Source organism: Moorena sp., from assembly GCF_982860115.1.
Genome location: NZ_CEYLVT010000006.1, coordinates 30,153 through 52,048, shown reverse-complemented (window position 1 = coordinate 52,048; position 21,896 = coordinate 30,153). Strand labels below are relative to the sequence as shown.

Sequence of the window (21,896 nt, the reverse complement as noted above, 5' to 3'; positions counted from 1 at the left end):
CGCTTAAAGCACGTCAGGCTCCTGATTGAAATACTGGGTTGTTCTTTCGAGGAACTTTGTGAAGCCTTTGACCAAGCAAAACAACGTCGTTACCACGCTTAAAGCACGTCAGGCTCCTGATTGAAATACTGGGTTGTTCTTTCGAGGAACAATGCGCAAGCCTTTGACCAAGCAAAACAACGTCGTTAGTAAAGCGATGCAGAGGTGCGACCCGTGGCGAATTTAATTCGCTTAGGTCAAACGCACCATTACGGTCTTGGGGAGCCAGTGCTTTCAAAGGGGGCCAGCGCCTTCATGGGGGGGTTCCCCCCACTCGCGCTTTGCCGTGGTTTCCACGGGGCTTTCAGCGATGCAGCGAGGTAGCGCGGTCTTGGGGGTCCCCCCATGAGCGACTACCGGTGCCTTCATGCGGGGGTTTCCCCCGGAGACGAAACCGTAAGACAGTTGAGCCTTTATAGTTGATAGGCTATGCAGAAAAGGGTTAAAACTTATTGATTAAGGCTCAACTGTCTTACGGTAACTTGGCCGTAGGCCACGCTTCGCGAACAAACCACTCGCGCTTTGCATGGCTGACAGGTGTGGACGCAGGTTCCGCACACAGCCCCATGCGCCATAAGCGACTGCCGTGGTTTCCACAGGGCTTTCAAGGTGCGGACGCAGGTTCTGCACACAGACCCATGCGCCATAAGCGACTGCATCCCGACTCCCGACTCCCGACTCCCGACTTTCATTAACCCAGGACTCTCTACCTCACCCAATTGAGAAATGCTATATATAAACCTATATATAAACATAGGCGTGAAAATGAACCATTAACCCTTTTGAGATTTCAGCTGAAAGTTAATTTTCCCAAAGGTCTAATGATTCAACGCTTAGGAGCATTATCAAAAGCACGAGCGATCGCATTCCAGGCTAACTTGGGCTTGAAATCTGCATCGAGAGGTAGAGGTCGCACTGGCGCACCATCTGACCGGGGATGGAAGCTACTTAAGTATGTGTAGCGATCGCTAAATCCCCAGGTCACTACTGCAATCACTGCTGGCTCATCAAGTACCACAGACAGATAATCTTCATAAGCTTGAGCCACCATGCGATCGCGTACCATCACATCCTTTGGTAACTTGTCATCTCTGACATCTAGTTCAGTAATCAAGATTTTAAAACCCATACTTGCCACATCCCGGAGAAACTTCCGCAGGCTTTGGGGGTTAATCCGTTTGTTCCCTCGCAAGTGAGCCTGGATTCCCAGGGCATGACAGGGGGTTCCCTGGGACTTCAACCCCTCTAGTAGCTTCAAGACAGCCCTACGCTTGGCTTGCTCATCACTCGAATCATAACTCAGTCCATACTCGTTGTAGAGTAACATTGCCTTGGGGTCAGCAACAGCTGCAATGCGAAAGGCTAGGTCAATGTATTTTGGACCTAAAAATTTTAACCATGGCGTTTTGCGTAAACCATCTGCCCGTCCTTGGAAGGTAGCGATCGCTTCATTCACCACATCCCAGGAGTGCATTTGTCCAGCATAACGCCCAGCCACTGTCTTAATATGTCTAACCAAGAACGAAAGCGCATTTTGGCGGTTTACTGTCTCCTCAAACCAAGGGGGTAATGAGATGTGCCAAACAAGAGTATGTCCCCGAAACAGCAATCGATGAGTCTCGGCAAAGTCTGCCATCCAATCCCCAGCCGTAAAGTCAAACTGATGGGGGTGAGGGCACAGGGGAGGGGAAGAAGGAGTAGAAACAAACCACTTTAGTCCCCATCCGGGAACCAGCATGGCACACTCTTGAGCAAAACGGGTGGCTAAGGCTGGGTTTGAGGATAGGTCTCGGAATCGACTCTCGGCTCCATAAATTAATCCTTTTGCTGCTGCACGCTCTTTTAAAGAAGCTCCTTGAGCTACTGCAAAGTCTCGGTTCGGGTCATCAATAGCTTGAACTTGGTGAGTATGTATCATATTACACCTTGTCAGAGGGCCGACACTGGCTAAGCTACCTAAACCCAGTAATAATTCACGTCGTCCAATCATTAACTTGTTTTTACTCCTATAAATCATCACCTAATATGCCTAGCTTTAATTATTTCAGCCATTTATAGCTGAGGGGGTGACAAAATAGCAGAAAAAGTTTATTTGGTAAAAAATGCCGGAATTTATGGTAAAAAAATATCGGTCTAGTTATCTCAATAAGACCAATAATAAACATGATAAGCTTACCGTAAGCATATGCGCGCTAGGCGCACCCTAGGCGAACATCCAAAGGCCAAGGCCAAAGGCCACGCTACGGCAATGATCACGCTACTTGAGGTGCTGTAAGCTTATGCTTACGGTTTTAAACCGATTTTTTTTACCCCAAAAAACTAATTGATTTAGTGAGGTAGCCCACGAATTTTGCAGCCATCAATAAATTGATGATTCTGGTCGCGCTATTGTCATTTCGTCCTTTTTTTTCTGGAGTCGTTGGCAATTTCCTTGTAGGCATTAATCGTTTGATTGGCTAGTTCTTGCCAATCAAAAGCCTCTAGGGGAGCTTGTTCTGGACGGGGAGTGTTTAACGCCCAATTTAAAGCGTTTTCAATGTGATAATCAGTAATCTCTCCTGTATAGGTATAGACCCATTCTTCACCAACTTGGTCTTGAACTTCAGGCAGAGCGCCAATTTTAGGAACTAATATGGGTCGGTTAAAAGATAGGGCTAAGAAAGCACTACCAGAGTTTAAAATCTCGCGGTACGGCAAAATAACTAAGTCAGCAGCACTGAAGTACCATTGCATATGGTCTTGAGGTATGAAATTTAGGTTAATTCGCACTCGTTGATCTAAGGCGGATTCCCTTTCAATTTCTGCTGCTAATTCAGGAAAATCTGGACTACCCACAATGTAGAGTATGGCTTCTGGGTCAAAAAAATGTCGGAAAACTCGCATCAATTGAGTAGCATTTTTGTAAGGTCTAATTTTGCCAAACAAAAGCAATACTTTTGCCGAATTTTTAATTCCTAGGTAGTTGCGAGCTTCTTGAGAACTGACTTGATTAGGATACTGCCCTCGGTAGTGACCATGGGGTACTACAAAACCAGGAATATTCTTTAACTGAGGGAAGCGCTCTTGGGCAGCTTTCATCCCAGTTTTGCTAAGGTTAATGTAACCATCTAACTGCCTTGTAAAGGCTTTCCAGAACCAAGCCTCTAGTTGCGGGTAAAGCTGTTCATGAGATGCTAAGTTGTGTACTGTCCAAACAATTTTTGTCCCCCGCCAGCGAGCCAAAATCATCAATAATAATAGAGCTAACGTTTTTGGGATCGCTCTGAATAAGTTAGGTTCATTTAAATTTCGTTCTGGCCAGTGCCGATGCCAGATAGAATAATCATTTATAAGCAATTTTTGAGGATAAAACTCATGGACATCAACCCCCAAAGTAGCCAGGTGGGTGTAAACTAGCCAGGTATAAGGGTTTTTTTCACGATCTTTAAAGGCTGGTTGGGCAAGAATTTTCATATTGCACTTAGTCTATTGAGCTTTGGTTAACTTTAGAGCTGCCGTTACTTGCACGCTACTACCTAAACCTTGAAATCCATTACCAGTCAAGGTGTCTAACACCAAGAACTGCATAGCTTTAAAAAAACGTAAACGATTTCAGGTTTCTAGTGACCAGAATTGATCAGACTGATAAAATGGCAAATTGAACAGTTGAACATAATGACGCACAACCTCGACTTCAGATTGCTTCATCGTTTGTTTCCATTTATTTATTTGTTGGGTGCTTATACGTACCTTGGAATAACGACCGGGTATATTGTTAGTTGAACTCTGGAGTACATGGTTTTCTACCCGCCTAGTCCATGGCAATTCAAAGTGCTCAAATAGCTCTTTAAACTTACTAATAGGGTCTAAGCATAAGTCCTCATAAAAGACCAATAAGCATTCAGGATTTCGAGACAATGCATCGGCTACAACACGATGTCTTGCTGCCCAGATAGCTGCAAATATTTCTATTGGCGTTTTTGCTTGCTCTATCACTGAGCGGTAGGGTTCGAGATGATCTTGAAATAAGCTAGATTGATGTAATAGAGTATCTCGGGAAAGCTCAGCAGGAGTTTCTTTGTTAATTTCTGATAATATGGTGGGGCAAGGATGTCGAACAATTACCAATAGTTTTGGATTGTAGCGCTTGAAAACCCACTCAATGGACATCAGAGATGCTACATCTTTAACGATAATTTGATAATTAGGCAGTGCTCTAGCCCAGAAACCTCGGTACCAACCGCCTCCAAAAGGTAGACCTTTGAAGACATTATCAAAAGCATTTTCAAGCAAGTCATCTTGCTCACCAGGTCGTGTATATCGGAACCATGTATCCATGTTGCCTTTTCCAGTAATCTCTGGATTACATGGCTCGTAGTAGTATATAGCACGATTTGCGGTGGACAATGTTTTACCGACCCAACTTGTACCGCTGCGACCATGACCTAAAATCAAAATTGGGCGTTTGCCAACTTGCCAGTGATTCAAAAACCACGAGGTAAGATAGTAGCTGATATTAGTAATTAAACGTTGTTTCTTCATTTATATTTATTTATATTTTACTGAATTTACAGTTAATAGTTTTATTGTTACTCAATCAATGATTTAGTTTTTTTTATATAAACATCGAAATCAGGCTCAAGTATGCTAACTAAAATGCCAACTAAAATTTAATCACCACTAAACCTTAAAAATAGTATAAAAATTATCAATAGTTAGCGATATAGCGTTTATCCTAGTTATAAGGTCAGTCAATTTTTGCAACCCCTCAGGATTAACTGCCTACTGCCTAATCCCATTAACCCCAAGGGCGTAGTACCTCATCCAATTGAGAATTGGTATATCAAGATCTAGATCGAGCTAACTGGTTAGACTTTGAAAGTGAAACCCGAGAATCTAGTTCTGAAATAACGCCTTCTATTGCTTTATAACCAAACAAGTCCTCAAGCACACCTGGATTAACATTCTCCCTGAAAGGATTGGACAAAAATCGGATAATTGCTTCTGCAAAGGATGACTTATCTAGAGCAATTTCAAAGTAGTGATGAACCTGTTCTGGTAGACCTGCTATTCCCTGTGGTGTAGAAACAATTGGTCTACCAGAAACCAGCATTTCTAGGGACTTTATACTAACGCCACTCCCAGCTGAAACTGGATTAATGAGAACCCGCCCCGACTTGTATACTTCTGTAGAAGACACTGGATTTATTTTCAGATCAACTTCTGCAGTTTCCTCACATAGCTGCCTAACGTGCTGGACAGGATTTGAACCCGCTATTAAAACAGTAAATGTTGGTAATGCCAAACGTATTATAGGCATAACTTCGGTAATAAACCAGATTATTCCCGCTACATTGTTGTCCGAAAAGAGGTTACCCAAAAAAACGATATCATAGACAGGATTTGTGCTTAGTTTATCTCTGGATATTGCTTCCCTATTCTCTTCAGTAAACTCAATCAGAGGAGGTAAGTAGCGACCATTTGTCAATCCTTGACTTCTCCAAAAATTTAGGTCATCTAGGGATATATCGTAAAATAAAGTACTCTTTTTTAGTAAATTGATTTCATACTTTGCTAAGTTAGACAGTGATAAATATCGTTTGAGCTTGTTTAACCCTTTGGCAGAAGCCAGTTTTCGCTTATAGTACAAATGCTCGATATTGTGAGAGCGAATAACCAGCAGCCGATTCAAGTGTTGACTTAACTGACTTGCTACTTCTCCACCGTGAATACCATCTAGGAAGATGACATCAGGATTAAACGCAGCCACATCAGAGAGTAATAGCTTGAATTCTTTACCTCTAACAATTCTAGATGTCACTTCCAAAGGATACTTGAGTAAGTCAATTATCCGCCGAATAAAATAGCCGAGTGTCTTTGGAAACTTTATAAAAAAAACTTGCTTGGCATACTTCCTAATTTCCAGGACTTCCTCTGGTTTTGGCCTATGGCTACACCAGCAGATAACTTGTAGCTCAGTCCCTAAATTAGAGAAAGCTTTTATCCTTCGCCACATGTCTAATCGCGCCCCATGGATGGGCGGATAGGGAATATCATGGCATACTAATGTAATCTTCATAATAGTGCTACTATTCCTCTCAGTTGTTTACTGCTATAGAATTAGTCATAATAATTATCAGCACTGACTTATCATTATCTAATAACCTATATGTTCCATAAATTAGGTATATTTAAAATGTATTATTCTAATATAGTTTAAATAATAGTTATACAATAAGTATGCAATTTTACCACTTTATAGTGATCATCTATAGTTAAATCACTAGTTAAATACAGCTTAAATTAAGCAATATCAAACCCTTTGAATAGTTCAGATTTTGAAAAGATATGAATCGGAACTCCGTCGGTAATATACCCCTTTGTATTAATCGGAGCAATATTAATCGGAGCAATATAGGAGTCAGGGGTTGAAAGCGATGCAGAGGTGCGACCCGTGGCGAATTAAATTCGCCAACGGAAAGCGCACCTAAGCCGCCAAAGGGGGTTCCCCCCATGAGCGACTGCATAAAGACAGGTGCGGACGCAGGTTCAGCACACAGAACCCAAACCATGAGCGACTGCATCAAAAATTGAGAAATTTTGGTGATGCTAGTCATACACTATAAATACTGTAAAGTCACTGGACGAACTACTTGATAAACAGGAGTACGCAAACTCTTGTAGACTAAGTATTTGCCTAACTCCTACCTGCCATAGTAGGGCGGTATAGTTAATCACTGACTATAATTGCTTACGAGGGTTTTCAAAAGCACTATCAATCGGATTTTACTCAGACTTTAGTTAGAAGTCCGAGGTAGGAATTAAAAGCAAGCCAACGTGCTGATTGGCTTTGCCAGAGACTTATTGCTAGCTCTAGTTGATTCTAAGAGAATATCCGGAAAAATTATGTAAAGCTTTATTAAAGAAAGTTAAATGTCATCCTAAGTAACAGCAAATTTTTTGTAAAAATCAGCCAAGGTCATGGGTAATGGTGATCCGATTACCAATTAACCATGACAAATTACCCATGAGCAATTACCTACGACCAATTACCCAACAATCTTATGTTGCATCCCTCTTAGAGAAAGAGGATAAAGATTAATGTTCCGATTCTTGAAGGCGCTTGCTTCTGGTCACCTCTTGCCGATATAAGACAAACACTAATAGCCATAAGCTGAGCATCCTCAAGGAATCTGAGGTTAAACTTGACCAGGCAGCTCCCTTCCATGAATACAGAGGAATTAACCAAAGGTTTAACGAAAAGTTCAACAGAGCTGCCGTTACTTGTATGCTACTACGCAACCCTTGAAATCCAGCACCAGTCAGGGTGTCCGCCGCAAAAAACTGCATGGCTTTAAAAAACGGTATCGGTGCTAACCAACGTAACGCATTGACTACCTCCCTATAGTCTTCACCTATGATGTAGGGTACCATTGGAGCTGAGATAAACAACCCGATACCAGCAGCTATTCCGTACATACCAGCAATTGGTGATAGACGCTTGGCCAGATTGAGACTTCCCCGGATGCCAGCGGCTCCGTGCTGAAAAAACTTGGCATAGGAAGCTGCTAACATAGATTGTACAGGGACAAATGCCACATCAATTAAACGGTATGCAGCAGCATATATACCTGTAGCTTGTAATGTAGAAAGACGCGCCAGCATGGTTTTATCTACATTGTTGTTAACCGTTTCAGCACAAAGGTTGACAGAAAAGTAGAATCCCTGAAGCATCTCCGGCTTGATCTTTGATATGGCCAATTTAGGAGTGCCTAACATCCGATGTACCATCAGAAATCCAATCCCAGCTGTTATTGCTGTACTAGCCATATATAAAGCTCCCCAAACTACAATATCTGATGTCTGAAAGAAGCTAACAAAACAAAGTGTTGCCACTAAGTTTTTTAGACTAAGTAAAAAATGAATCTGAGCGGTGTGCTTAAGCTGACTGACTGCGATAAATGCCTGACCAGCGGTGGCTAAAATTTTCAAAAAGAGTAAGTCAGACAAAAATACCAAAAATATTAGCAGGGGCGAGGTTTCTTCAGGTAAAATAGCTGGAGCTATAAGCATAACTAAGGCAATTAGCACGCTACTAGAGGTAAAAATCATCAATAGCGCATTGCCCCAGTATTCCTTGAATAATGCTCGGTTTCTAGAGACATTTTTAATTAAAACATCTCCACTACCCCAGGTAGCAAAAGGCGATATAATCGCCGCTAAAGCCGTCAAACTAGCAAACAAACCATACTGTTGAGCACCGAGGGTACGAGCAATCATCACGAAGTAGGCGGCTTGGACAATCATCTTCAGAAATTTAGCCAATAGCATCCACAACGTGTTACGTACTAGGGATTTCTGAAATATGCCAATGAGCCTGGATTTGAGGGATTGAAAATTCATATCAAGTAGTTTGGATCATACCTTTTTGCTGCTAGGATTTCCTGCCAAATTGATCATTAATCGAAAATTATCTCTGATTACCTAGACTAAGAATACAATCAGGAAATTGGTATGAATTATACCAAGTTGCCATCGAAGATATTACTCTAAAAGTTAGCATCATAATACCTCTGAAGGCAACTTATGTATTATCTGATTTATCCCTGCTTAGATGGCTAATTTTTCATTATGCTCACCCTTAGGCTGACTAGCTGCTTAGTCCCACTAATTCTTTGCTATACCATGCCGATATCTCCCGCCCCAATAATTTGAATAGCTTTTGATTGTCATTGGCATAGATAGTGTAGAGTTTTTGAATCGCTGATGGACTGGGCCGAAGCTTTTGGTGTTGTAAGGGTAAGCGTTGATCAACACGATTGATCAAGCCACGCATAAATGGGAAACGGGTTCCCAGATAACGAGCAATTGGTGAACTAGTGCTTTGATGGACTTTCTTAGACTTTTTACTAAAATCAAATGAAGAATCTATGTCAAGGAATTCACAAACCTTTTTCAGAGAATCGTCTGAGTTTTTAGCAATGTCTTCTTCAAACACTAGAATTAGCATTTGGTTAGGATCGAAGTAGTCATAGTATGCTTGCAGTTGGCGATAATATCGTCCCATATCAATGATGCCATAGCGCTCAACTAGGGATTGTTTATCACCAACTAATAGCTCATCAAGGTCATCATTGACAGATATCACTCCATTTTTGATAAAGTGATTCACAGCAGCAATGGCTCGTTCAACTGGATTTCTTAGGACTACAATAAGTTTGGCTTCAGGCAATGTCTCATAGATCAGCCGATGGGAATATGGAATTTCTTCGAGAGGGTCATAGTAGACTTTACCCTGGGCATCAGGTAATGGGTCGATCCATAAGTAATTAGGAGTTTTTTCTCCAATTGCTTTTTCCCCATTAACATCAGCAAAGTGTTGTTTATACCATTCAATACCTTGGTTGAGATTATACCTTTTATTAAAGTAATGAATCTCATCGCCAGGTATAAATACCTCAGGATGTTCCTTGAGATTATGGGCTAACCAGGTAGTTCCAGCCTTTTGGGCTCCAATGATTAAAAAGTTCGGTAAAGTCACTAACAACTCTCTCGTAATATAGCACTGCTATTTCGCCGTTAATTCTACCTATATAAAAATCTACAAAACAATTGACTATATTGCTTATTATCCTAAGTAATTTGGCTGATTTTATTTACTAATATATAGACTCCACTATAGGTAGGTATACGGATTATTTTCTATATTCATAGAATAATTTTAAGATGGGAGACTGAAATAATTAGCTAATAAATTACTTATAATAAAATTATATTGGGAGTTAGTACTACTCACATAATACCAATGATTTCAGCTCTCCTGAGCATGAGTTAAGAAGTCAATTGTTTATAGGTCAATAGCCGTCTCACTATGCGGATTATTTTCACTAGCCAGAGAATAATTGTAGGACGAGATGCTGAACTAAGGGGCCAATAAATTACTGATTTTACCATACTATAGGGCATTATTCCTACCCACAGAAACCAATGACTCCAGAGTAGCTTCTTTTTCCAATTAAATTTAGAATATTTCCAGATTGACCAATATCCTTTGTAAGCTAAAACTAAAGGGGAATCAGAAGCAAAAGGATGATGGTGAGGATCTAGTCGTAAAGAAGCGATACGGTGAATCAAATGATTGGGGTCACGAAAGTTCAAATCCGGGCATACCTGATAGCCTAACTCCGTCGCCTTGCGTACTAAATAGTTATACTTGATGAAATCATGGTTGATAGACCGACGAAACCGTTCAATGGGAATGGTTCCCTTAGAAAAAGCCCACAAATTATTCCCATGTTGTCGGTATGCCCCAAGGGGTTTTTCAATCGATACCACTTGCCCATAAAATGGGTTCAGGGTGACTAGATAACCATCAGCAGCTATGGTAAAATCAGATTCGGGTATAGGAAAAATTTGAGCTAGTGCTGACCTTGCAAAACTATTGCCACTGGTTACAGTACTGCTGTACTTTCCCTTCTCCAACAAAATTGGCCAAACGGTGCCACTATCAAATTTTATGTCTGGAGCTGGATGGATACCAATAAATTCACTAAGGGCATTGACCAACTCTAAACGATATTGCACCTGGACTACCCCTGGTTTCCAAACGGCGACCACTTCGGACACCGCATTAGGGAATAAGTAATCATCAGCATCTAAAAAAATTACAATCTCCCCACGGCTGACATAAAAACCGGCATTGAGCGCGGATGCTTGCCCACCATTTTTCTTGAGGATAGGAATAATTTGGTCACCGTAGCTAGTGATAATCTCCTGAGAGTTGTCAGTGGACTCATCATCCACTACTATGACTTCGGTATTTGGATAAGTCTGACTCAGGCTACTGTCAATTGCTTGAGGTAGAAACTGACCGTAATTGTAGTTGTTGATGACAATACTGACTAATAACTGAAAGTTTTCATTCATTTCAATATGTTTTTTTGTCGCTCTAATGGAATAAGCACCGAAAGAGCTACAGATGTGTAGAGTACCCAAAAGATATTGTTTTGTATCATCACTGACGTCTCTGTGATATTGGCTAACACGGTATAGGTTAAGAACAATAATGGCCAGAGATTCTCTGATGTTTTACTTACACGGAGCCAAGCAATAGCTCTTAGTAAACTAAAACTAAATCCAATTAGGTAGATTAATACTCCCAAGATTCCTAAAGCTAGCCATAGGTCAAGCAAGCCATTGTGGGCGTTGGGAGCTGGCCACAATACTGCACGCCAGACATAGGCAGATTGACCATTCAAGCCATTCCAGAATGAACCATAGCCATAACCGAGCCACGGCTGTTTATCAATCATGTCCAACACGAAGGGCCATAGCTTTGTACGACCGGTTAAGGTAGCATCTTTACCGATTGTACCTAGCAAAGCGTCTGCATTATCTAACAACCAGATTAAGACGCTGCCTCCGAATGTTGTCATGGCAAATATAGCCGGAATCAGTAGGTCATATCGCCACCGTAACATCCGGTATAGATATAGAGATAATAACATAATTATAAGACTAACCAGTGCAGTTTTTGAAGTGGTAAATAGTAAAAGAATTACGGCAAAGCCAAACCCCCCCCACAACAGTAAATTATTTTTTTTGCCCCGAATAGCCAGGAGCAAAAATACGACTGCACTGGGCACCATTACTTTGCCAAGAACATTTTTATGGACGTATATTCCTCGCCAAGTTCCAGCATGAACTCCCCCCATAATCCCGTATTTCGGCAGAGCCACAATAAACAGAAAACTGAGCAATATTGCTACTCCGAATGCCCAACCCAGCATTTCTAGCTGTTCTTTCATGGTGTAGCGGCTGGCGAGGTAAACACCAAACAATGTTGTGCCAATTAGGGCAACAGCACGGTTGATAGTCGTTGTTGGTTCAGAAGACCATAAAACAGATACTACTGCTATCCCCACCAACAGACTGAGCCATCTATCTTTACTGAGGAGATAAAGTACTTTTTTCCACCGTAGTGTTAGGAGGAAAAAGGTAACGAGATAAATTAATACGAATAGCAATCTACTGAGGGAGGAATCAAATTCTTGTATGACATCCCCCTCACTTCTGCCTCCTGATAAAAGGACAGTGAGTACTCCTCCTGAATAGAGTACCAATGAAACAGTAGTGAAAATTGGTTCAAAAAATGCCAACAGTTTTATCATCAACCCTGGTTTATATTAAAAAATTGTAGGTATACTATTGTAGTCATAATGTTATATGCAAAAAGTTACTAATTCAGAACTTATATCATGTTTTGAGGCTTCTTTGTGGTATAATGAAACTAGCCATATAACTGTAGCAAGCTTGCTGGTAAAGGAATAGGCAAGGTGCAGCAGGATTATGGCATTTCACAACTCTGATATTGCTTGACTTCACAGGTTTTGGGTAAACCCTGACCTAAGATTAGTAATACTCCTGAACTTGATATTAAGCAGTGATCCTGTTCTACAGGAGCTTACTTTATACAAAAATTGTGTTAGTGAACAGATAACCTGTATACAAAACCTGATCTAAATCTGTAATTGTCGGATTTTAATGGGTCAATCCTATAGTTGCGAACTAGGGCAATGAATGACATTGTGTCAAGTTAGTAGCATCTGGCCAGCTAAGAGTGCATCTACACCCTTAAACCGGCTGAATCTAAGAGGCTCAGGAATTAGCCTGACATATAAATAAACCCTAGGGATAGGGTTTATTTATATGTCAGGCTGAGATGGATAAAGTCGGACTAAGTAGAGATTTGCCATCAAAGTAGTCTGGAATGGGTGCTCCCATCAAGGTCAAGATGGTTGGGGCTATATCTACAGGATGAGCCTCTGGCAAACTAGAACCTGGGGTAATTCCTGGTCCGCTTGCCATCAAAAAGCCTCTGGCTCGGTGACCACCAGGACGATTATAGGTAATTGGACCAATGCGTCCCACATCAGGACTATCCACTACATCTGTGGGACACTCGTGCCATACCACTACTAGGTCAGCATCTGGCAGTTTGGGGTTATCATCTGTGGCTACGTTATGGGTGCGCACTACTTGTTTCACTAATGGTTCTCCTGTCCTGCCATCGGTAAGGCGATAAAGGAAGTCTGTTAGGTTATCGCACAGAGCATCATACTCGGAAGGCTCAACAATACCATCTCGTTCCCGTCCTTTGAGGTTGATGCGAATATGTCCATCAGCAAAGGCGGGTAAAGCAAAGGCTTTCATCTTGGGCCACAGGGGAGTATATAGAGTAGCTGGCATCCAACCCAATTGCACCTTGTGCTTCATGAGGGGATAAGGGGAGAGTAAACCGTGTTGCCCAGATTGTAAAAAGGCTTTATGGGTCCAGGTGTTGAACAACTGCTTAATGGGATTGGGTTCATAAATCTGTCGCCATACTTCCCCTGGCCAAGAGTTGCGGATTGGACGAGTAATTGGTGGTGGGGGAGTGACCCCGATTTTGCTGGGAGTAATGGCATACTTGCCAGGGAAGTTATACCGATAGACCAATTCTGGCAGGAACATCATGCTCATCAAATCAGTAACATTGGCAGCCATGCCATGAACTGCGAAACACAAGATATAGGCATCTTTAGGGGCAGCAGCGATAATTTTTGCGATCGCATCATCCACCGCTTCAAAGATTTTCAGCATCGGGTCTCCAGCCTTACCATTCTTTTTGCTCTGGTAAGGGTAGAGCTGGTGATCTGGTTGGCTGCGGTCCCACAGGTCATGACCAGCACTGTGAGTTTCACCGAAACCGGTCACGAACAAGTCCCACGGTTCACGCTGAAGTAAATCCTGGCAAATCTCTGAGCGGGTGGAGATACTCGTTGTTAGAGCTTCCTGAATCCATTTAAAATAAACTGGATCCCACCAGCGACCATTATCTTTATGGAGCACTGGGTTTTTGCCGTATTGGGCAATAATATTCGGCAATAATTCCGGCGGTTGAGAATGGCTTGGCACAAAGGGATAATGTCCCCCCCAACCCAAAATTTGTAAGCCATTAATTTGATCTGACAGTGCTGATACTGGTACATCAAAGGCAGCAACCCGGTAGTCATCCCCTAAGGCATAAAAGGGATTATACTCTTTATAATCGTATCCACTATAAACTTTGTCGCAGACTACTTTATAAGTGTCTGGATAGAATTTTATGGTATCCCAAAAACCGGTTTTATCTGGTAAACAACCGGTAGAGAACATCACCCACAAGGGTTCAGTGGAGGAAAATTCTACTGTCTTATTGTTGTAGTTAACGGTATTGTTCAGGCGACCATAGATTCCTTGTTGCCGTATTTTGTTGAGGGTCTTCAGATGTCCTTGGGACATCCACTTCTCCAACAATAGCGGGTCAGCTGCATCCATTCCAATAGCTATTACAGGGGTTTTCATAGTAGTTTTTTAGATAATTTTTTACATAACTTTTTACATAAAACTCAAGCTAATCCATAAGATCATGTCGGCTTGACTAAGCATGATATTATTAATCGGTAAATTGGTAGTTAGTTTATGATTATCTAGTTTAGGATTACCGATTAGTAATTACCTATTCTCAAACATCCTATTTTGCTTGGAAATTGGTTAACCGGATTTGATAGTTTAATAATAATGCTTAATTGCTCACTATATTCATAATTTAAGTATTAGTAATGGCATTAACTCATAAATACAAAAATAGGGGTTTACTCTATTTATAGACTGGAATAATCCAGGGGATTACATAGTTAATTTATAGTGTTTGCTTCTAGGGAATAGCGAGTAGTCATAAGTCATAGTTTTGAATCATCTCCGGGAAAGATTCCAGTTTTTTTGAGTCTGAGCTTGACGCTGTGCCAATCTTCTGACTGAGCCATGATGGAAGTATTCCTGTGATTGGTAAAAGTAACCAATCGATTCATCTTTTTGAATGACACCATTAGCCACCAAACCCAAAACCGTCTGACCAGAACTATCTAACATTTGTTTAGCCACATTAGCATTAGCAAAATCCAGAACACCTGGTCGAGCTACCAACAACATGCCATCAGTCATTGGACTTAAGCAAAGGGCATCAGCAGTTAGAAGTAAGGGTGGGGCATCAATAATCACAAAGTCATATTGGGTTGAAAATTCCTGAATCAGGGAAGCCATTTGCTTTGAATCCAGCAGTGCCAAAGGATTAGGAGGCATTACCCCAGCAGTGAGAATATCAAGATTTTCCATGGCTTGACAGATGGCAAGCTCTAGAGGCACTTCACCAATGAGTACCTGGCTCAAACCAGCCACATTCATTACTTGCCAAATATAGTGCTGACTGGGGTGACGCATATCGGAATCAATTAGCAAGACCCGACGCCCCAGTTGAGCCATAGCAGCGGCCAAGTTTGCTGATACGGTAGATTTGCCTTCTTTGGAAACGGAGCTAGTGACTACAATAACTTTAGGTGGGTGATCAGACTTGAGAAATTTCAGATTCGCTTGAATCATCCGGTAAACTTCACTGACCATGGAATGAGGCTGGTCTCTTACGGGCAATTCTCCTCCAAAGAATAGGTCATCCCGACGATGGGAAAGCTTCTTGTGCTTGAAAACTGGAATCACCCCTAGCACAGGATATCTTAATAACTGCTTGACTTCCTTGAGAGTTTTGATGGAGCGGTCTCTCATTTCCAAGAGCAAGACAGCAGTCGTGGCTAGTGTGACCCCCAACATCACCCCTAGAGCCAACACCTTTATTTTCTTATCACCTAAAGGCTTTTTAGGAACTATTGCTGGCTCAATGATGCGAGCATTAGCGGTATCTTGGTTTTCTGCGACCTTTAATTCATTGAGATTTTTCAACAGGGTTTCATAGGTCAAGCGGGCAGCTTGGACTCGTTGTTCGAGCTGCTGCTGAGTTTGCTCCAACCGAGGAAGAACATTTACCCGTTGTTCATAGGCAATTCTAGCGTTAGCAAGAGTTGCTAAGCCTTCTGCTAAACTCTGACGTTTGACTTCTGATTCAATAAAATCGTTAATCAGTTTTTGTTTGAGCTGGTCAACTTCTAAAAGCCCTTGAGTAATTTGTATCTGAGTACTAGCCAGACTCCCAGAGCCTAGTATTTGATTAATCTGCTGTTGTAAATGACCTCTGAGGGAGCGTTGCTGCTTGGTCAGCCGAATCATGACCGGGTGATTTTTACCGTAACGATTTCTCCCAACCGCTAATTGCCGCTCAACCTCTTGCAGTTCTTGGAGTACCCCCTGTACGGAAGTAGACTGACTCAGGGCACTAATAGCTATTGCCTGCTGGGGATTAAGACCGACCTGGTTTCTCAAGCCAGCAGCTTGGGCATTGGCTTCTTCAAGTTGAGCTTGAACTGTGGTAATTTTGCTGTCTAAGTCAGCCATCACCGCTACCAAAGACCGGGCTTCTTCTGTGAGGGATACAACCTGATTGCGTTCTTTAAATTGCCGTAGAGCAGCTTCTGCTTGCCTGACATTGGCTTCACTTTGAGGAAGTTGGTTAGTAATAAACTCACGGGCTTTTGCGGCTTCCGACTTTTTGGATAGGATCTGATTCTCTATATAAAGCCTCATTAATTGATTGATCACTGCAGCCCCTTTTTCTGAGTTGTTACCCTTGTAGGAAAGCCTAACCACATCGGTGCCACCGACAATTTTGACAGTGAGCTTTCTTTTGAGGGCTTCCGGTTCCAAAGGTAGACCTTCGTTATTAGTGAGGTTGAGTTGATCAATGATCTGTTGCAGAAGGGGGTGGGAGTAAATCACCTCAACTTCGGTACTCAGAGGGTTCTGGGCATCAACCAGAGGGCGTAACTGGTCAATTTCTTCCCCCAACCCAGTCAAGAAAGCGGTTCGGTCTATCTTAAACAGTAGTTTTCCTTCAGCTTCATAGGAAGGCTTGAGAAACAAGGTAGACCAGGCTGCTGAGATAACTGTAAATAGGAAAATAGCAACCGCTGGCAGCCAACGACGTTTCAATAGTAGTAAGTATTGGCTAAGATCGAGATCTATAGAACTTCTAGACTCCATAAGTTCTTAAGGGGCTCTCCCTAGGTAGATTGCACAATAAAATAATTTTTGGTATTGGTGCGGATTAGCTACCAACCCTGCCATCCTTCAGATGCAACCTATATATATGGAAATAATAATAAAAGTTAATCATATCAAAGGTAACTCGACATTAAAGAGTTGGTAAAGATCTGCAAATTTTCCGTGCTTCTTGTGACCATAAGAAAGTTAAGGGGCTGACCGGCTGTCTGCTATAGGGCCAACGGGGGTAGGGTTTGGCGACCGATTGTTGTTTCAGTAAGACCAGGAATCCCTGGAGCTGTTGACTTTTCTATCTTCCGACCTAACCCAAACCCGGTCAGCCTACCCCCGCTGGTTCCATTCTTGGCGAAACTTTTCCCAGATTGAACCATTCTGTTAGCCAGTGAGTCTAAATAACATCGGAAAACAAAGCGGTGAGGGAGAACCCAGAGTTGTCAGTCAGATCAGCCCAGGCTTCCAAAGAAGATTCTGCTGCTGCAAAAACAACCAGCACAGACACAGAGTTGGTATTGCAGTGCCAACAGGGCAACCAGCAGAGTTTTCGCCAACTATACCGACGCTATCAGCAGCGGGTCAGGTCAACTATCTATCAGCTATGTGGTGCTTATGCTCTTGATGATTTAGTACAAGAGGTGTTCCTACGAGTTTGGAAAGGCTTACCAAAACTGCGGCAACCCTCACAGTTTTCCACCTGGCTTTACCGGATCTGCTGGAATGTGGCATCGGATCAGCGGCGCAATTTGCAACGGCAACGTGCCTTCAACCTTCAACTTCCAGAGGACACAGCTGATCTACCCCTAAAAAATGCCAAATCCTCCCATACTCCTGATCTGATGCAGTTGCACTATCAGGACATGATTCAACAAGGAATGCAACAGCTGAGCTTGAACCATCGTGCTGTGCTGGTGCTACATGATTTAGAGGATTTGCCACAAAAGGAAGTTGCTAAAATTTTGGGCATAGCTCTCGGAACGGTTAAGTCTCGTCTTTTCCACGCTCGAACTTCCCTACGGAAATATATCATCCAACAACAAGGAGAGATGCCATGACTCAGTTTCAATCTGATGACGAACAATGGCAAGCATTTCTGCGCCAACATCGACCTACTCCTCCAGCAGCAGCATTTGACTTGGAGGAACGAGTTATAAATGCGATCGCATTATCCCCACCGCCTAGTCGTAAACCACAGCTTTGGTTAGTTCCATCAGCCATCGCTGTTGGTTTACTGATGGCTTGGAGTGGTTACCGCACCCACAATTTAACCACTCTAGAAGCTTTCTTAGAGAAAAATTGGCATGGAGTTGTGGGAGAGACATCGGTGAGCAATGTCATTCATACTCCACCAGCTGATTGGATGATCTTAGCCAATACTGGACAATAAATGAAATAGTAGGAACCATCACCTCAGGATCACCTATAGAGGATAAGGTTTGACCTGTTAAAAGGTTGGCTCTAGCCAACGGCTATGGCAATGTAAAAGTGGGTTGTCAAGCTTGAACCTTGGCCAAAGGCCACGCTACGCGAACAACCTTCAACCTTCAATCTTCAACCAATTAACCTTCAACCTTCAACCTTCAACCTTCAACCTTCAACCTTCAAGTTGAGTTTTCAACCTTCAATATTTCTTACAAACTCTAAATTAAAGACATTTATAGGTAACTTCCATGCTGTTACGTCCAGGTTATATTTTGTCAATTCTCATGGTTACCCTGACTGGCTGCACTGCTGTAGCTAATTCCAACCCTGTAACCTCTCAATTGATTCCCAGCCCCGAGGGTCAACAACACCCAAAATTGAGTAAGGATAGGTTAATCAGGCGACTGAATCTCGACCAGGTGCAAAGGCAGCAGCTAAAAGCTATTAAGCTAGAGTATGAAGAATCCATTATAGATCTTCGTGAGGAAGTGAGTCAAGCGAAGCAGAAATTAAGTGAGTTGATGGTGGGTACAGCTGACAGAGAAACTATCCGTACTCAATACCAACAAGTTCAACTATTGAACCAGCAGCTAGGAAAATTACACCTTGAGAGTATGTTGCAGATGCGAGAGGTGATGACTCCTGAACAACGCATCCAGTTTGCTCAATTCATGAGACAGCGCCGCCAGCAAAACCCTCTATCAAATTAGGGAGAACCACAAAGGACAAGGATTTTGAGATTTATCTATCTACACGGTTTTGCATCTAGCCCTGAATCAGCCAAGGGGGTGTATCTACAGCAAGCGTTTGCTGGCCTCAATGTCTCTCTAACAATTCCTGACCTTAATCAAGATGACTTTAATCATTTAACAATAAGTCGCCAGATTAGTCAAGTGGCAGCATTACTGCCCTTAGATGGAACACCAGTCACGTTAATCGGCTCTAGTTTGGGTGCTTTTACCGCTGCACACTTAGCACAAAACAATCCACAAATCAAGAGACTGGTTCTACTGGCACCAGCATTTGGCTTCCTTGACCATTGGTTGCCGAAATTAGGAGCAGAACAGCTTAATCAGTGGCGCTCCCAGGGATATCTAGACATTTACCATTACCGAGAAAACCGAAAGCTTCCCTTGCACTACCAGTTCGTAGAAGATGCCCGTCATTATGAGGCTTTGGAGCTAGGGCGACAAGTACCTACTCTGATTCTACATGGGTGCTATGATGACGTGATTCCTATCATCGAGAGTCGTGATTATGCCAGTACGCGCCCTTGGGTGCAATTGGTTGAATTGGAGAGCGAACATGGTTTGCGGGATGTGATGGGGTTAATTTGGGCAGCAGTTCGGGAATTTTGTGATCTTTAGGTCGGTTGAGGGGTGAGTGTCACATCCGATCCAACAGCAGGTTATTCGGGAAATAATCACAATAATTATTTCCCAAAAATTCCACTATAGGCTAGAATTACTCTGTCAAAAAAAATGAATCGAGATCGAAACTGAGGTTGACTCTCGAGTTCACATTTACTGTCATTGAGTTGAATAAGTTGATGTTAGATTCAATTAGATTGACAAGCTCTCGCTCTAGCCCACCCCAAAATTTGATTGAGTCTCTCTATCCATTTAAACCAGGAGATCTGATTACTTTTTCTGGACTGAAGATCGATGCTGCTCTGATTCGATGGTTCACTGGAAGCGATTACAGTCATACGGCGATTGTCCTGGATTCCGATCTGGAAGCGAACGGGAACGGAAAGGTGGCGATCGCTGAGTCCACAAGTTACACAAGTTTGCCGGATTTTAGAAACCAAAAATGTAAACCAGGAGTACAAATTCACTACCTGGAGAATTGGCTCAATGCTTATCGAAACTACGGACGAGCCTGGTGGGTTCCTTTGGCAAAACCATTAAGTTCGGAAGGGATCGATAAAATGCAAAATTGGCTGTGGAACCTTCATGAGCGCCAAGTCAGGTATAGCTGCTGGAAGTCCATCGGAGCTTGGCTGAAAGTTAACCGATATTTGGTTCCTTCTGATAGCCAGAACATACAAAGAATATTTTGTTCGGAACTGGTGACCCAAGCCTTACAAATCGCAGGCTCAATCGATGGCTCTGTTATGGCTTGCCAGCAAACACCCCAAGAAGCAGTTACTTTTGGATGCTTTGAGGCTCCCGTATTACTGGAAATTTAGTTAGGGTTAAACTGTGTTATCAAAATTGCAATCAATCAAAGATATCTGGCGATATCTTGGTTTTAGTTGGGTACATCAGCAGAATCTCGTTTACGTTACCTGCTGGGAAGATCCCAGACTCGATCGTGTTGCCTTAAACTTGCAAGCTGACGATACCGTTGTCGTGATTACCTCTGCGGGATGCAACGCTTTGGAATACGCTCTCGACGCACCCAAACAAATTTACGCCATCGATGTCAATCCCAAACAAAATGCGTTGCTCGAACTCAAAATTGCGGCGATTCGAGAACTGGATTTCGAGCAATTTTTTCAATTGTTCGGTCGCGGTAGGTTAGAGCAGTTTAACGAGATTTATACTCAAAAGCTGCGCTCCCATTTATCTTTACCCTCGCAAGGGTATTGGGACAAAGAAGGAACTAAATTATTCGACAGCGCACGCTCGTTTTATTTTCGAGGAACTACGGGTAATTTTGCTTTCGCTATCAACTACTACATTGATCGCATCCTGAAAATTCGCCCCAGTTTCGATGCTATTCTCAATGCCAAAACCCCAGAAGAACGGCAGGAAATTTACCAGCGCGAGATCGAACCGGTCTTTTGGAAAGATTATCTCTATCGCTTCCTCAATAGCGATTTAGTCCTGTGGATGCTCGGTGTTCCCGCACAGCAACGTCAACAGATGGAACGCTATCTCGACGAAGGCAGTATCGCGACCTTTGTACGCCAACGCTGCGAAAATGTCTTTACTCGGATCCCCATTCAAGATAACTATTTTTGGCGAGTTTTTCTGAATGGAGAATATTCCCCCGATTGCTGTCCCCAATATTTAAAGGAAGAAAATTTCCTGCGCCTAAAATCTGGGTTAGTGGATCGCATTCAGGTGGAAAATAGCACAATAACCAACTTTCTGGAAAATTGTCAAGCTCGAATTTCTCGCTTCGTGCTTCTCGACCACATGGACTGGCTGAGTCAGTATAATCACGAAGAATTGCAAAAAGAATGGCAAGCTATTTTGACTAGAGCCAGTGATAAAACTCGCATTTTGTTTCGCAGTGGGGGATTCAAAGTGGAATACCTTGATTCGGTGCAAGTGCGTTATGGCGGTAAAGACCGATTTTTACCAGACTTATTGATGTACAATACTGAATTGGCTGACCAATTGCACCCACGCGATCGCGTCCAGACCTACGGCAGTTTTTATATAGCCGATTTGACGTTTTAAAACAAGCAGGATGATAGTAGG

General features: G+C 42.5%; 16 protein-coding genes. 6 read left to right on the top strand and 10 right to left on the bottom strand.

Features of this window, described 5'->3' with window-relative positions; translation table 11 throughout:
- Positions 1-865 precede the first annotated feature (865 nt).
- The 10 genes from AC4II3_RS02165 to AC4II3_RS02120 form a co-directional block, all read right to left on the bottom strand.
- The gene (locus AC4II3_RS02165; protein ID WP_488008713.1) at positions 866-2,029 is read right to left on the bottom strand and encodes an endo-1,4-beta-xylanase; all 1,164 of its coding nucleotides are present in this window, start codon (positions 2,027-2,029) and stop codon (positions 866-868) included.
- A 401-nt stretch (positions 2,030-2,430) separates the two neighbouring features.
- Positions 2,431-3,492 (bottom strand): glycosyltransferase, encoded by a 1,062-nt coding sequence (locus AC4II3_RS02160; RefSeq protein ID WP_488008715.1) that lies wholly within the window; start codon positions 3,490-3,492, stop codon positions 2,431-2,433.
- A 138-nt stretch (positions 3,493-3,630) separates the two neighbouring features.
- Positions 3,631-4,560, bottom strand: coding sequence for a sulfotransferase family protein (locus tag AC4II3_RS02155; RefSeq protein WP_488008717.1), 930 nt, complete (start codon positions 4,558-4,560; stop codon positions 3,631-3,633).
- 301 nt (positions 4,561-4,861) lie between these two features.
- The gene (locus AC4II3_RS02150) at positions 4,862-6,097 is read right to left on the bottom strand and encodes a glycosyltransferase (protein WP_488008719.1); all 1,236 of its coding nucleotides are present in this window, start codon (positions 6,095-6,097) and stop codon (positions 4,862-4,864) included.
- 1,019 nt (positions 6,098-7,116) lie between these two features.
- Positions 7,117-8,421, bottom strand: a complete 1,305-nt coding sequence (locus tag AC4II3_RS02145) for an oligosaccharide flippase family protein (protein ID WP_488006984.1) — start codon at positions 8,419-8,421, stop codon at positions 7,117-7,119.
- Positions 8,422-8,668: 247 nt separating this feature from the next.
- Positions 8,669-9,559 (bottom strand): sulfotransferase domain-containing protein, encoded by an 891-nt coding sequence (locus tag AC4II3_RS02140; protein ID WP_488006982.1) that lies wholly within the window; start codon positions 9,557-9,559, stop codon positions 8,669-8,671.
- Positions 9,560-9,849: 290 nt separating this feature from the next.
- The gene (locus AC4II3_RS02135) at positions 9,850-10,944 is read right to left on the bottom strand and encodes a glycosyltransferase family 2 protein (protein ID WP_488006980.1); all 1,095 of its coding nucleotides are present in this window, start codon (positions 10,942-10,944) and stop codon (positions 9,850-9,852) included.
- A complete protein-coding gene (locus AC4II3_RS02130) occupies positions 10,941-12,188 on the bottom strand; it encodes an O-antigen ligase family protein (protein ID WP_488006978.1) in 1,248 nt (415 codons plus the stop codon). Before AC4II3_RS02130 ends, AC4II3_RS02135 begins: the two co-directional genes overlap by 4 nt.
- Before the next feature lie 541 nt (positions 12,189-12,729).
- The gene (locus AC4II3_RS02125) at positions 12,730-14,403 is read right to left on the bottom strand and encodes an alkaline phosphatase family protein (protein ID WP_488006976.1); all 1,674 of its coding nucleotides are present in this window, start codon (positions 14,401-14,403) and stop codon (positions 12,730-12,732) included.
- A gap of 390 nt (positions 14,404-14,793) precedes the next feature.
- Positions 14,794-17,025, bottom strand: a complete 2,232-nt coding sequence (locus AC4II3_RS02120; protein ID WP_488006974.1) for a GumC family protein — start codon at positions 17,023-17,025, stop codon at positions 14,794-14,796.
- A gap of 452 nt (positions 17,026-17,477) precedes the next feature.
- Between AC4II3_RS02120 and AC4II3_RS02115 the strand changes: the two genes are divergently transcribed.
- The 6 genes from AC4II3_RS02115 to AC4II3_RS02090 all read left to right on the top strand — a co-directional run bounded on the left by AC4II3_RS02115 (position 17,478) and on the right by AC4II3_RS02090 (position 21,875).
- Positions 17,478-18,095, top strand: a complete 618-nt coding sequence (locus AC4II3_RS02115; protein ID WP_488006972.1) for a sigma-70 family RNA polymerase sigma factor — start codon at positions 17,478-17,480, stop codon at positions 18,093-18,095.
- The gene (locus AC4II3_RS02110) at positions 18,092-18,427 is read left to right on the top strand and encodes a hypothetical protein (protein ID WP_488006970.1); all 336 of its coding nucleotides are present in this window, start codon (positions 18,092-18,094) and stop codon (positions 18,425-18,427) included. The genes AC4II3_RS02115 and AC4II3_RS02110 overlap by 4 nt, the downstream gene beginning before the upstream one ends.
- Before the next feature lie 283 nt (positions 18,428-18,710).
- Positions 18,711-19,172 carry a Spy/CpxP family protein refolding chaperone gene (locus tag AC4II3_RS02105; RefSeq protein WP_488006968.1) on the top strand — a complete coding sequence of 154 codons (462 nt, stop codon included), beginning with the start codon at positions 18,711-18,713 and terminating at the stop codon, positions 19,170-19,172.
- Between the two features lie 24 nt (positions 19,173-19,196).
- Positions 19,197-19,829: a YqiA/YcfP family alpha/beta fold hydrolase gene (locus AC4II3_RS02100; RefSeq protein ID WP_488006967.1), complete on the top strand. Its 633-nt coding sequence runs from the start codon at positions 19,197-19,199 to the stop codon at positions 19,827-19,829.
- Between the two features lie 182 nt (positions 19,830-20,011).
- Positions 20,012-20,653 carry a C40 family peptidase gene (locus tag AC4II3_RS02095; RefSeq protein ID WP_488006965.1) on the top strand — a complete coding sequence of 214 codons (642 nt, stop codon included), beginning with the start codon at positions 20,012-20,014 and terminating at the stop codon, positions 20,651-20,653.
- A 25-nt stretch (positions 20,654-20,678) separates the two neighbouring features.
- Positions 20,679-21,875, top strand: a complete 1,197-nt coding sequence (locus AC4II3_RS02090) for a BtaA family protein (RefSeq protein WP_490722765.1) — start codon at positions 20,679-20,681, stop codon at positions 21,873-21,875.
- The last annotated feature ends 21 nt before the right edge of the window (positions 21,876-21,896 follow it).

Excerpts from the sequence above, each read along its gene's own strand:
- AC4II3_RS02160 (WP_488008715.1), bottom strand. The coding sequence starts at position 3,492 with ATGAAAATTCTTGCCCAACCAGCCTTTAAAGATCGTGAAAAAAACCCT.
- AC4II3_RS02155 (WP_488008717.1), bottom strand. The coding sequence starts at position 4,560 with ATGAAGAAACAACGTTTAATTACTAATATCAGCTACTATCTTACCTCG.
- AC4II3_RS02120 (WP_488006974.1), bottom strand. The coding sequence starts at position 17,025 with ATGGAGTCTAGAAGTTCTATAGATCTCGATCTTAGCCAATACTTACTA.
- AC4II3_RS02095 (WP_488006965.1), top strand. The coding sequence starts at position 20,012 with ATGTTAGATTCAATTAGATTGACAAGCTCTCGCTCTAGCCCACCCCAA.
- AC4II3_RS02105 (WP_488006968.1), top strand. The coding sequence starts at position 18,711 with ATGCTGTTACGTCCAGGTTATATTTTGTCAATTCTCATGGTTACCCTG.
- AC4II3_RS02110 (WP_488006970.1), top strand. The coding sequence starts at position 18,092 with ATGACTCAGTTTCAATCTGATGACGAACAATGGCAAGCATTTCTGCGC.
- AC4II3_RS02150 (WP_488008719.1), bottom strand. The coding sequence starts at position 6,097 with ATGAAGATTACATTAGTATGCCATGATATTCCCTATCCGCCCATCCAT.
- AC4II3_RS02135 (WP_488006980.1), bottom strand. The coding sequence starts at position 10,944 with ATGAATGAAAACTTTCAGTTATTAGTCAGTATTGTCATCAACAACTAC.
- AC4II3_RS02125 (WP_488006976.1), bottom strand. The coding sequence starts at position 14,403 with ATGAAAACCCCTGTAATAGCTATTGGAATGGATGCAGCTGACCCGCTA.
- AC4II3_RS02145 (WP_488006984.1), bottom strand. The coding sequence starts at position 8,421 with ATGAATTTTCAATCCCTCAAATCCAGGCTCATTGGCATATTTCAGAAA.
- AC4II3_RS02130 (WP_488006978.1), bottom strand. The coding sequence starts at position 12,188 with ATGATAAAACTGTTGGCATTTTTTGAACCAATTTTCACTACTGTTTCA.
- AC4II3_RS02165 (WP_488008713.1), bottom strand. The coding sequence starts at position 2,029 with ATGATTGGACGACGTGAATTATTACTGGGTTTAGGTAGCTTAGCCAGT.